A 12,666-nucleotide genomic window follows, 5' to 3' on the forward strand; every position below is an offset into this window, starting at 1 on the left:
ATTGTTTTTTTATGTTAAACAGAACATACAAAACCATCATATATACGTTCATAGGCTACCTTTTAGTGCTGAACATGCTGACCTTTCTGGCTTCCGGCAGTCCAAAGGCGCTGTTAAACCCGTTTTACATCAAAAACAGGACAATAAGCATGTATCATCTGGCAAAGCACGTTTTCCTCGTTGCGGGACTTGGTTTCAACACATCCGAAACCCACGAGGTAGAGGCGTTTATCAACGCCGCCTGCGAAAAATACGGCGTTGACCCGAAACTAATTCACATAATGATTAAAGTTGAATCTAAAGGCAGGCAGTTCGCTGTTTCACGCACAGGCGCAATGGGGCTTATGCAGGTTATGCCGTCCACTTTCTTCGACATTTCACACGGCGACCCGTTTCTTGCGGAAGATAACATAGACGCAGGCGTCAAATATCTGTCCAGACAGATAAAAAAGTTTGAGGACATACCGCTTGCCCTCGCCGCGTACAATGCGGGTCCCAACAACGTTAAGGACGGCAAGGTGCCGGATTTCGGCGAAACCAAGCACTATATCAAAAAGATAATGGAAGAGTACGAAAGGTAGTGATTCCTCAATACCTTTTCAGCACTTCCAGTATAAACTCCCTTTCCGCCGCAAAGGGTGTCCATTCGCTGTTCTTCTTTGTCAGCGCATAATCCACCATAGCTTCAATCTCTTCATCTGAAAGTATCTCCGTTATCGTAACGTCATAACCCATCTCATTCTGCCAGCGGGAGATATCGAATCCGTATTTCTCCATCAGAGCATCGACGACCATACATTTTTCAACGCCCGTTTCGCGCATCATCTCAAGGTAATAAGGAAGAAGTACGGCATTCGCTGTTCCGTGGTGCATCTTCTTCTCATTGGTGAGATAATAGCCGAGCGCATGGAGAAGAGTAGTCGCCGTATGCAGGATAACTATGCCGCCCAGTGTTGAACCGTAAAGGAAGTTGATAAGCGTCTCATCCTTTGAGGTGTCCGCACCCTCCGCGAATGTGGCAAGGATTATCTCCATTCCGGTAAGAGCGTGGCTGTCGCTGAACGGATTGGCGCGAACGGAAACAAACCCCTCAAGACAATGGGTGAAAGCGTCAAAAGCCGTTGCGTACAGTGTTTTTCTGTTGAGCGAACGGAGAAAGACCGGATCAATAACCGCATATTTCGGAAAGGTGTTCGCCTTTGCAAAGTTTATCTTGTCCAGCTTTTCGGTGTCTGTAACAATGCTGTAATTGTTCATCTCGCTGCCTGTTCCGCAGGTAGTGGGTATGCAGATTACGGGAAGCGGTTCCTTTTCCAGCCTGTCTTCAGTGAGCAGTTCATAAAATCCTTTATTATTCGTTGCGAACGCCGCAATGGCTTTCGAAGCATCCAGCGGACTTCCGCCGCCGAAGCCGATAACAACCTCAGCCCGACATTCCCTCGCAAACTTTCCGCCCTTGAGTATCGTGTTTATTGACGGATTCTCCTCAATGCGGTTGAACCAGAAGATGTCCTTATCCTTGAAATATTCATCCATGTATTTGCGGAATCCGGTTTTGTCCGGAGAGCTTGCACCGCTTACGATGCAGACCGTCCTATAAGGTTCAAGAAGCGTTTTGAGGTTGTCAATGGCGTTGAATCCGAAAAAAGCGTGAACGGGGCTGTGAAAGCTGAACTGCTGCATATTGTCTCCTGAAATGGAAAAAAAGGGGATGCACAGTGCATCCCCGGTTGATTTTTAATATCTTTCTACTTTTTTAAGCCAGCCGAATTTATCGGGCGCCTCGCCCTTCTGAATTGCGGTGTAGGCTTCGTATATTTTTCTGGTGTTTTCGCCTATCTGTCCGTTGCCGACCTTGATTATCTCACCGTCGTCGAAGATATATTCGTTAACAGGTGAAACCACAGCGGCAGTACCGAAACCGCCCGCCTCTATGATGTCGCCGCTCTTTATCTGGGCGACGAAATCCTTGATGGCGATGCGTTCCTGACGAACTTTAAAGCCGAGTGAAGGCAAAAGCTCTATCATAGATATGGAAGTGATTGACCGCAGGATTGAATCCGTGAATTCAGGGATGATAACCGTGCCGTCCTTCATTATATGGAAGTGGTTCATAGCGCCCGCTTCCTCAATATATGTGTTTGTGGCGTCCAGGTAAAGAACCTGACTTGCGCCGCATTTCTTCGCAACCATACCGGGTTTAAGAGATGCTGTGTAGTTTCCGCCTGTTTTGGAAGCACCAGTACCACCGGAAACAGCTCTGTGATACTTATCGGTTATGAGCAGTCTCACGCTATGGTTGAATCCGCCAGCATAGTAAGGACCGCTTGGGGACAGGATAACGCAGTATTTAAACTCAAGGCTGGGACGGACACCGAGTGCGTCCTCAGTTGCAAACATAAAGGGACGTATGTACAGGGATGATTCGGGAACATCGGGGCACCACTTACGGTCAACGTCCATCAGGCGCATAGCGCCTTCCACCTGAAGTTCCTCGCTGATTGGCTGCATACAGACGAGTTCTGCGGAAACGTTCATCCTTTTCGCGTTCTGATCCAGTCTGAAAGCGTAAATCTCGCCGTCGGCATGTTTAAACGCCTTCGCGCCTTCAAAAATTGTCTGACCATAGTGCAGGGACACGGCGCCGGGCATCATTTCGATTGGGCCGTAGGGCACTATGCGTGGGTTTTTCCATTCCCCGTCCTTGTAGTCCGCAAGAAACATGTGGTCTGTGCGGAACTGACCGAAGGGGAGGTCTTTGATACCTGCGATCTGCGAATACTTCCTCTCACTTTCGGGAAGCAGTTTGGATGCTATTTCCATGGGACTCCTCCAATACCTTTACCGTCGCGATAAAGGGTTCGTGCATGAAAATATACTCCCTTGATATGCAGATAGTAAAGGAGAAAATGCTTATTATCTCTTTTTGGCATATTCTGCACAGGAAATTCCGGCAAGTCTGCCCGTACTCCAGCACATCTGAAGGTTATATCCGCCTGTGGGCGCGTCCAGATCTATGACCTCACCAGCGAAATAAAGCCCTTCAACAATCGCGGAACTCATTGTTCTGCCGTCGATTTCTTTAAGGCTGATACCGCCCGCCGTTACAACCGCCCGCTCGAATCCGGCAAAGGTCACTCCGTTCAGTGCCAGCCCTTTCATGGTAGAAGCCAGCCTGTTACGGTCCTTTTTTGACAGATTTGACGCTTTCAGCACAGGGTCTATGCCGGAAAGCTGAAACACCACCGGAACAATGGAAGACATAACACACTCGTCTATAATATTTTTAATATGTTTTTTATTATTTATCCGCGCCGCCTGTTCAAGCTCCGCGTCCAGATCTTCAAAACGTTTCGCAGGAAAAAGGTCTATCAAAAGTTTATTTTCCCCATCCCTGTCGAACCCGTGACGGGTGATGTCGTACACAGCAGGACCCGAAACACCTCTGTCCGTGAAAACGAGGTCGCCGTCTGCCGATGCAGTCTGTTTTCCACCGGAAACCAGCGTAAGGCGGATATCGCGCAGACTCACGCCACGCAGTTCATTTATCCACTCGTCGCCTGAATATGCGGGAACCAGCACCGGACGGGGTTCAACTATTGTGTGCCCCAGCGCCGCCGCCAGAGTGTAGCCGTCGCCCGACGAACCTGTCGCCGGATAGGACTTTCCGCCGCAGGCGATCACAACCGCACGGCATTTTATCTCCCGCCCGCCAGCAGTTACGGAAACTATATGTCCGTCCTCCGTATTTACAGCAGTCACAGGGTAGGATGGCAGAAACTCTGTACCGTTTGACACGCAGAAGTTCATCAGCGCACGCAGAACGTCCGCTGAGCCCGCCTCACCCGCCGGAAACACCTTAAAACCCTTTTCAACTGTGGTTTTAAGCCCTTTGGAGTTAAAAAAAGCCACCACATCCGAGGTAGTAAACGAATTTACCGCCTGATACAGAAACTTTCCGTTTTTGCCGAATTTTGATACGAACTGCTTCGTATCTTTCAGTGTATTGGTGATATTGCAGCGCCCGCTGCCGCTTATGAGCAGTTTTCGTCCGCACGTCACCATCTTTTCGACGACAAGCACCTTAGCGCCCTCTTTTGCGGCAAATCCCGCCGCCATAAGCCCCGCCGCACCGCCGCCGATAACTATGACATCATACATCACGCTTCACCGCCATAACGCAGACGTGTTTCTGCGGGTACTGGTCAAGCTCAAGATGAATAGGCGTTAATCCGCAATCCATAAGAAGTCTCATATTGCCCTCTATGCCGATGGAACTGTAATAAAACTCTTCATCGTGCCATGTGTCCGTATGCTCGCCGACAGCATCGCCAAATGTGTACATCAAAAGTCCGTTGACACTCAGCATGCTGCAGAGCTTTTTTATGACTGGCTCCTGCATGTTTAATGGCAAATGGAATATACTGTCCCATGCAGTTATCAGGTCATATTTTTCGGCGGTCTGCCATGTGCAGATATCAGCGTGATAAAATATAGATTCCGGATGATTTACCTTTGCCAGCTCAATCATTTTTTCTGAAACGTCAATTCCGGTAACGGCGAACCCTGAACTCTGCATGGTGAGCACAAACCGACCGCCACTGCCGCACCCGACATCCAGCGCTCGCGAACCACCGCACATGGACAGCACTTTTTTAAGCGCATTCACCCCGTATGCAGAATCTTTATGTTGCTCATGCCACCAAACCGCTATCTTGTCGTAGTTTTTACCAGTTTTGGACGTATCATACATCTATCTTAAATCCCAGCTCAACGTCACAGCCAGCCTGTCCGCTGCGTATGCCCCAATTCTCTTTTGGTATCTCGCGCAGCAATATTTTCACATGATTTTTCGGTATGCCGAACAGTTCCAGCTTCTCGACAATGGTTTTATAAAGCGTACGTTTCGCGTCCAGAGACCTGCCCGCGAACGCATCGATGCTTATGTGGGTGTAATAGTCCGGCTTCTCCCTGTCTGGCGGGCACATAAACCTGTGGGGTTCGTGCACAATAAGACGAACGTTTCTGTCGTGGGGCATAATCTTGAAAGCCTCACGCAGCGAAGCGTGAACAGCCTCCATGATCCCCTCTTCCTCCTCTTTTGTGAAGTGTCTGCGCACCTCAATAAGCACACTGGGCATAAGAACCTCCTGACGAACTATAAACTAATTCGTCTGTCATTCAAATATTAAACAGATTTGAAACATTAAATAAAGAGTGTACACTTTAAGTACGATGAAAATATTCAAATCCATCACAGGCAGGCTGCTGCCTGCATTTTTTATTACGGCGCTGCTGCCCACCATGCTTCTTTCGGCAAGCGTCTATTTCTCTGCTAAAAAGTCGGCTCTGCTCTCTTCGGAAAACATCATCGACGAGCAGTTTTCCATGGTTGATTCTCTCATCGACCAGATGCTGGTCTCCTCGGCAACTGAACTTTCCGTTGTGGAACAGCACGAAAGTTTCAGAACATTCCTCAAAACAGACAACCCGCAGGGACTTGCCAGCGAATTCAGCGCCATAATGCAGCGCCACCCAGAATTTTTGCAGATCAAATATTTAGACAGAAGCGGAATGGAAATGATACGTCTCAACAGAACTCCCAAAGGGCTGTCGCGCACAAAGGACGACGAACTGCACAACCGCTCGGACAAATATTACTTCCGTCAGGCGATGCAGATGTCCGGCAAATATATATACGTTTCCGGTCTCGACCCGAACGTTGATAAGGAAAAAGGACACATCAGAAGACTTGTCGCCCGAATCGGCGTTAAGGTTGAAAAGAACGGGCTACTGCTCATAAATCTCGACGGCAACTACATATTCAAACATATCCTCCCCCTAGCAGGAGCAAAGCCCGCAAAGGCTATGCTGATAAACAACTCAGGCAGATACATCAGCTACGACGGCAGCAGTTTCAGGGAATACGGTGCGGACATGATACGCAACCGCTTCGGCATTGATGCTACAAACCTCCTTACTCAGCAGCACATCACCCAGAAACGGGTGAAAGGCGGATATCTTTCTGTCATGCCTGTTAAATTTGACAACTCAGAAGGAGCAAACCTCTGGTATGTGGCAATTTACGAATCGGACAGCGAAATAAACGCGGCTGTATTCTCCATAATGCGCCCTTACATGGTTAGCCTGTGGGTGGTTTTCGTGTTCGTGCTCCTTTTCACCCTGCTGGTGTCCTCCGACATAATAAAGAAGGTCAAACACCTCGTAAAATTCATCCCCACTGCTTCGGAGGATGAATTCACCGAGACAGGAATCAGCGAGTTCGACGGCATCGGTCACGCTATACGAAGAACGGCGCTGGGTTTGAAACGAAGCACAACGGAGCTTGAAAAACTCAACAGAAACCTTGAAACGCGCATCGCCGAACAGGTGGACAAGATAGCCGGAATGACAGAAAAACAGCTTGAATATCAGAAACAGCTTCGTGAAATTCAGGAAGAGCTGATGCACGCGGACAGACTGGCATCCCTCGGCATGATATCCGCCGCAATGGCGCATGAAATAGGCAACCCACTCGCCGCAATGAAAACCAGTTTGGAGGTTCTCCGCGCCGAAAACGAATCTGAAGAGGAGCGGGAGTTTATCTCAATGATAATCTCCCAGGTGGACAAGCTAGCCGTATTTCTGAAATCCATCACAAAGTTCGGCAAAAAGCCACAGGCAGAGCTCAAACCCGCCGACATTGCCGAAGTGCTTAAAGAGGTTATCATAACCCTTGAAAAAGAGACGGAACGGAACGGCATCACAATCAGCATAAGAGCTGAAAGCAGAATGGTTCTGTGTGACGAAATACAGCTCAGACAGGTGGTTTTTAACATACTGCTTAACTCCGTGCAGCAGCTTTCCGAAAAAGGCGGCGGACGGATAGACATCGACCTTTACGATGCAGATGGTGCATGTGAAGTGTGCATTACAGATTCCGGAGGCGGAGCAAAGGAACCTGAAAAGATGTTCAAACCCTTCTACACCACTAAACAGGACGGAACAGGGCTTGGGCTTGCCATCGTCAACGACATTGTAAAATCCGCAGGATGGGAGATTTCCGCACGCAATATTGAAGGCATGGGGCTTGAAACCACAATCAAAATAAAAGAGTACGACAAATGAAAAATAAACTTCTGATAGTAGAAGACGACCTTCTGTTGGGAAAATCGCTGGTCAGATTCTTTTCAAAGGAATATGACACAACACTTACCAATACTTTCGCAAGTGCGAAAAACGCAATAATGTACGAGGATTTTGACGTCGCTATTCTGGACGTTAACCTGCCCGACGGTGAAGGCACCGACCTTCTGCCCATTATAAAAAACTCACCCGGAAATACGGAGGCAATCGTCGTGACCGCATACCCTGAGGTGCAGATGGCTGTCAAGACACTGAAAATGGGCGCGTTTGACTATGTGAACAAACCGTTCGAACTGGCAGACCTGCAGCTCTGCGTCAGCAACGCAATGGCTCTGAGACTTGCAAAACAGAACCTTGGTGCTATAAACGCCATGAAGAACAGAATGTCTCTGGACTGTATCGTAGGCAGTTCGCGGGTCATGAATGAGCTTAAACAGCAAATTACTCTGGCTGCCCAATCCGATGAAACCCGCGTACTGATATCCGGCGAAACAGGTACTGGAAAGGAGCTTGTCGCCGAGGCAATACACATGCTGTCTCCCAGAAAAGAACGCCCTTTCATGAGCATAAACTCCGCAGGACTGCCGGAACAGCTCGTCGAGTCGGAACTGTTCGGCTACGAACAGGGCGCCTTCACGGATGCAAGGAAAAACAAAAAAGGACTCATAGAAATGGCATCCGGCGGAACACTGTTCATGGACGAAATAGGCGACCTGCCGATGTCCACACAGGTCAAACTGCTGCGTTTTCTTGAAAACGGAACGTTCTACAAACTTGGCGCAACCAAGGAGACAAAGGTCAACGTGCGCATCATAACAGCAACGCACAGAAACCTTGATACCCTCGTTAAGGAGGGAAAATTCAGAGAAGACCTGTTTTTCAGACTGAACGTGGTAAATCTGCGCATACCGCCGCTTTCACAGCGTGGAACGGACTGTGTTGAGCTGGCTCAGCATTATCTGGACAAATACATACGAAAAATGAATAAACAGCCGATGGAACTTACCGAAAACGACAAAAGAATAATTCTGGATTACGGCTGGCCCGGAAATGTGCGGGAACTGAGGAATATCATGGAACGCACGGCACTTTTCGGCAGCCTGCCCGACCTCGGCGCAAAAAAACACAATACGGCGGCTCCTGAATCCGCGGCAGAACTCTGCTGCCTGAAAGAAATTGAAAAACGGCACATTCTCTCTGTTTACATACTGTCGGAAAAGAACAAAACCAAAGCGGCGAATATACTTGGACTCAGCAGACTCACCCTGAGAAAAAAACTGGAGGAATACGGCGTGGACGATCCCGACTGATAAGTTCCTTACCACCGGCAAGAAACTTACCGGATAGTTTATTATCCTCCGGCAAGCCAGAACACCATAAACATTTGTCAAACTGAAACTTCCTGAACATGTCAAAATTGGCATACCAGTTGCAATTATATTGGCATGACAGACAAAATTGACTCAGGAGGTCAACCATGAAAAAGACAACACTTTTCGTTTCAACAGTATTCGCTGCAGCTCTGATGTTTTCCGCTTTCAGCGCAATGGCAGCAGAAACCAAAGCACCCGCTGTTAAAAAAGAGATGGTTAAAGCCGCTGTTCTTTCTCCCGAAGAGATGAAAAAATGCGAAGATTACGCTAAGAATCCGGCGACTGTGAAACTGAGCAAAAGTGAAATGGAAAAATGCAAAACTCTTAAACCTGCCGGAATGAAATAAGCAGGTATAACCCTTCAACTTTTTCAGCTTTCCCTAATTCCGACAGAAAACGCCGCACGCAACTGCGGCGTTTTTCATTTTGTCCCATGCAAAAAGAAGAATCCCTTGCCCATGCAAAACATAAACTATATATTGATTCCTTGTACGTTTAAAATAAAGATGGAAACTAAAAATGGCGTAAGTGACTGACAATCGCATACGCCTTTTCTGTTTTTTACAAAGTTGGAAACTGGAATGCTGGTTTTTAGCTCACATTATTTAGGCACTATTTTTAAAATAAGTTGGGAACTATATTTTAACCGAATTTTGCATTAAATTAATTATACATCATATACACAGTATGCTATAATATTTACGATAATCATATCAGAAGGATAATTATGGCAGAAAATAATCATTTCAAAGATAATACTTTCACAAGAGATCCTTATTCTAATGAAATTACACAAGGTACAATTTTTAATAATGTATATGTAAATGATTTTAAGAATAAAGAAACATGGGGTGTTATAATTACTGCTAGATGTGATTTAGCTCAAGCTAAATCATCCATTATAAATTTCTTGCCAATAGTCAAATTAAATGATTGGCTTGATATCTACGGTTTACGTATTCTTAAAAATGAGATACTAAACAATAATAAAGATCAGATAAAAAATCTTTTAAAGGAAACGAAAATACCAACTACTTTAATTACAACATATTCAGAAGAAGAGTTGATAAATCTTTATAAAACTCAATGTAAACCCAAAAAACAAAATAATTTATCAGAACTTATTAAAGAAAAACATATGATATTAAAGATAACTGATTTTTGTTCATTAAAAACTTATTATAATAAACAAGTAACTCCCTTTATGAAAAGAATTTTTAAAAATGATGTTGCTGGGCATTATTTCTTACCATCTATATTTTATAATGATTTCGAAGGATATATTATTTTACTGAGAGAAATTCGCCATATAAATGCTGATATATGCAAACTTTTTCCTACTGGTTTTAAAATACAATCACCAGATGATGATTTAATAAAAAAAGAAATCGTTAAAAATAGTAACGAAGAAATATATCCATTAGCTGTGATCAATTCTCCATATATCGAACATATAATGCAATCGTTTGCTTTGCTTTTTATGAGAATTGGTGTTGATGATTTACCAGACACATATACAAACAAATTAATGGGTGGCTAATCATGATAAAATACTTAGCATTTGATGAAGGAGCAACAACTTCAATTATTAACGATCAGTATCTTCAATCTATAGAATTTCAACAGGGAGCTGTATTTGCTGATCTGTTGACAACCCAATTTGATTGCGTACATAATGAGTTCAATATCAACAACGTCGCAAGATGCATTAAAGCAAAACATGGTATTTATGTTATCGGAAGTAAAAGGGTTAACGAAAACTTATTTGTTATAGATTGTGAAAAAACAGGCTTATTTGGTTCATTTTCTAAGCAAGACTCACTGTTGATATTGCAAAGATTACTTCGCTTTGCTGTTAGGCATTGGAAACAGCTTACTTTTAGCGGAAGCGAACGTATAATTCCTAATTCAAATCTTGCAGCTGTTTTCCCTTATTCATGGGCATTTAAGCGGACGTTCAGAATTGCAATAGATAGAGATCCTTTCCATGGAACTAAGACAAGCCGAACAGGAAAGTTCTTGTTAGCGTACAAAGTGAGCGATGATGAAGGACTTGGCAATAAAGAAAATCCTGACACTAGTAATTTTGGAAAAGCAATGCAGGACTATAATAGTATTGTGGCATTTTATGGACGTCAAAGTAATCAAAGAAATGATGAGAATTCTTGTCAGGATGAATTAATATCAAGTAGTGTCTCTCTAGATACAACTTTTGATACACATATGAGTCTTTCATTTCAAAACTGGTTACAGAAACTTACTTTAAATCAAAAAGCTTTTGTCCTATCACCCTCATCTATCCCGTGTAAGATAGAAGGACCAGCTGGAACAGGGAAAACGTTATGCTTAATACTAAAAGCAATTAACATCTATCACACTGCCGTAATGGACGATGGAATATTTAATATTGTATTTATAGTTCATAGTGAAGCCCTTAAAGAACAAGTTGTCACGCAGATTAATATTATTCATGGAAATAATATAGTATCTAACGATAGACGTCAGAGTAATGTTACGTTAAGTGTTATGACATTACAGGAACTTTCTGTGCAATATTTGTCAGACCAAATATCCTTAACAGATATTTTAGATGAAGATGCTGAAGAATCAAAAATAGCTCAATTGCTTTTTATTGAAGATGCAGTTAAATACGTTATGACTACACACTATGATGTTTATAAGGATATTATTTCTGATGATTTCAGGATTTTTCTTGAAAATGAATCACCTGAAACGAAATATCAAATGTTCCGACATGAAATAAGTGTTCTTATAAAAGGCAGGTGTAATGATAACTTTGAAATTTACAGGAACACCCCTTCATTAAAATATGGAATTCCAATTAGCAAACCAGAAGATAAGGATTTTGTATTCAATATATATAAACACTATCAATCACAATTAAGTGACTCATCTGTTTTTGATGTCGATGATATTGTAATAACCCTTACAAGCAGATTTGATACACCTGTTTGGAGAAGAAGACGTATCAATGATGGATACGACTTAATACTAGTTGACGAAACACATTTATTTAATATGAATGAACTTTCTGTTTTTCACTTTTTAGGTAAAAATGATACTAAAATTCCCATATCATTTTCTTTTGATTCATCTCAAGCAAACGGAGATAGAGGTTGGGACTCAATGGGAGAGAATGCAATAATCAATAAGTTTGAAGAGTCGTCAAAGGTAAATACTATTTTTAGATCATCTAATTCCATATTAAACTTAGCGATGTCAATAACATCCTCTGGAGCAACATTATTTACAAACTTTCATAATTCACTTGAAAATTCGGTTAGTTCATTCTCAGAGTCTGATGAGTCAAAGTCACGAAAACCATGCTATGTGTTATCATTAAATGATTCAGAAATGATAAAGGATGTATTTAAATTTGCTGAGAAAATGAAAACTCAGCTAAGCTGTTCAAGAAGTGAAATAGCAATTATCGTGTTTGATAACATACTCTATCATGAATTTGAGAAGTATTGTGCTGATAATAAAAGAAATACTACTTTTATCAAAAAGAGAGGGGACTATGCTCTTAAACAAGATGCGTACAGGAGAAACAACTTCATACTTTCATTGCCTGAATATATAGGAGGCTTAGAATTTGATGGAGTAATTATCGCAGGCGCAGATAGTGAGAGAGTGCCAGAAAAAAATAACAATGAAAGTAATATGTATTTAAAGTACATTGCTCATAATAAATTATACACGGCGATAACTAGAGCAAAGTATCAAGTGCAAATATTTGGCTTAAAGTCTTGTGGTTTATCAGAACTATTTAAGACAGCAGTGGAAAACGAACTTATTGATCAAGTTGAAATGGAATAGTTATTTTTTATAAACAATAATATGCTCTTCCATCATGCTGGTGATTTTTTGGTCTCTATCAAGAGCTGAGTTCATATGATGAGGAAGTCTTTTAAAAGAATATTTTCTTGTGAGAGAAGTGACTTTTGTATATCTCCTTGACTCAAACCAGTCAGACAAAATGTCTGACAGAGGTACATTGATACTGCCAAGGACTGTTCTGTTACCAATAATCCATCCCTGTAATCCTTCTTGTTTTAATACCCTGTCAGTTTCATTAAACACTTGATATAAATCTATAAAGAAGTTGATGATTTCTTCTTTTCTG

General features: G+C 43.2%; 12 protein-coding genes. 6 read left to right on the top strand and 6 right to left on the bottom strand.

Translation table 11 applies throughout. From position 1 onward, the window contains the following. Nucleotides 1–11 precede the first annotated feature (11 nt). A complete protein-coding gene (locus Q7P67_RS12515; protein WP_303852579.1) occupies nucleotides 12–581 on the top strand; it encodes a lytic transglycosylase domain-containing protein in 570 nt (189 codons plus the stop codon). Between the two features lie 7 nt (nucleotides 582–588). Here Q7P67_RS12515 and Q7P67_RS12520 read toward each other — a convergent pair whose 3' ends face one another. The 5 genes from Q7P67_RS12520 to Q7P67_RS12540 form a co-directional block, all read right to left on the bottom strand. Beyond that, the gene (locus Q7P67_RS12520) at nucleotides 589–1,683 is read right to left on the bottom strand and encodes an iron-containing alcohol dehydrogenase family protein (RefSeq protein ID WP_303852581.1); all 1,095 of its coding nucleotides are present in this window, start codon (nucleotides 1,681–1,683) and stop codon (nucleotides 589–591) included. 54 nt (nucleotides 1,684–1,737) lie between these two features. Next, nucleotides 1,738–2,823, bottom strand: coding sequence for a branched-chain amino acid aminotransferase (locus Q7P67_RS12525; RefSeq protein ID WP_303852583.1), 1,086 nt, complete (start codon nucleotides 2,821–2,823; stop codon nucleotides 1,738–1,740). Nucleotides 2,824–2,916: 93 nt separating this feature from the next. Beyond that, nucleotides 2,917–4,161 (bottom strand): NAD(P)/FAD-dependent oxidoreductase, encoded by a 1,245-nt coding sequence (locus Q7P67_RS12530; protein WP_303852584.1) that lies wholly within the window; start codon nucleotides 4,159–4,161, stop codon nucleotides 2,917–2,919. Then, nucleotides 4,154–4,753 (bottom strand): trans-aconitate 2-methyltransferase, encoded by a 600-nt coding sequence (locus Q7P67_RS12535; RefSeq protein WP_303852585.1) that lies wholly within the window; start codon nucleotides 4,751–4,753, stop codon nucleotides 4,154–4,156. Before Q7P67_RS12535 ends, Q7P67_RS12530 begins: the two co-directional genes overlap by 8 nt. Beyond that, nucleotides 4,746–5,141 (bottom strand): tautomerase family protein, encoded by a 396-nt coding sequence (locus tag Q7P67_RS12540; RefSeq protein ID WP_303852586.1) that lies wholly within the window; start codon nucleotides 5,139–5,141, stop codon nucleotides 4,746–4,748. Before Q7P67_RS12540 ends, Q7P67_RS12535 begins: the two co-directional genes overlap by 8 nt. A gap of 94 nt (nucleotides 5,142–5,235) precedes the next feature. Between Q7P67_RS12540 and Q7P67_RS12545 the strand changes: the two genes are divergently transcribed. The 5 genes from Q7P67_RS12545 (at nucleotide 5,236) to Q7P67_RS12565 (ending at nucleotide 12,359) form a co-directional block, all read left to right on the top strand. Continuing rightward, entirely contained in the window at nucleotides 5,236–7,128 is a 1,893-nt protein-coding gene (locus Q7P67_RS12545; protein ID WP_303852587.1) for a PAS domain-containing sensor histidine kinase, read from the top strand. Further along, nucleotides 7,125–8,456 (top strand): sigma-54 dependent transcriptional regulator, encoded by a 1,332-nt coding sequence (locus Q7P67_RS12550; RefSeq protein WP_303852588.1) that lies wholly within the window; start codon nucleotides 7,125–7,127, stop codon nucleotides 8,454–8,456. Before Q7P67_RS12545 ends, Q7P67_RS12550 begins: the two co-directional genes overlap by 4 nt. Before the next feature lie 167 nt (nucleotides 8,457–8,623). Continuing rightward, complete coding sequence (locus Q7P67_RS12555; protein ID WP_303852589.1) at nucleotides 8,624–8,866, top strand: hypothetical protein; 243 nt, start codon at nucleotides 8,624–8,626, stop codon at nucleotides 8,864–8,866. 380 nt (nucleotides 8,867–9,246) lie between these two features. Continuing rightward, complete coding sequence (locus tag Q7P67_RS12560) at nucleotides 9,247–10,059, top strand: hypothetical protein (protein ID WP_303852590.1); 813 nt, start codon at nucleotides 9,247–9,249, stop codon at nucleotides 10,057–10,059. 2 nt (nucleotides 10,060–10,061) lie between these two features. Then, complete coding sequence (locus Q7P67_RS12565) at nucleotides 10,062–12,359, top strand: UvrD-helicase domain-containing protein (RefSeq protein WP_303852591.1); 2,298 nt, start codon at nucleotides 10,062–10,064, stop codon at nucleotides 12,357–12,359. On the opposite strand, the gene Q7P67_RS12570 is transcribed toward Q7P67_RS12565, so the two are convergent. Beyond that, a partial coding sequence (locus Q7P67_RS12570) for a hypothetical protein (protein ID WP_303852592.1) occupies nucleotides 12,360–12,666 on the bottom strand: 307 nt, incomplete at its 5' end. It abuts the gene before it with no gap.

This window comes from Seleniivibrio woodruffii (assembly GCF_029267515.1).
Lineage (GTDB): Bacteria > Chrysiogenota > Deferribacteres > Deferribacterales > Geovibrionaceae > Seleniivibrio > Seleniivibrio woodruffii_A.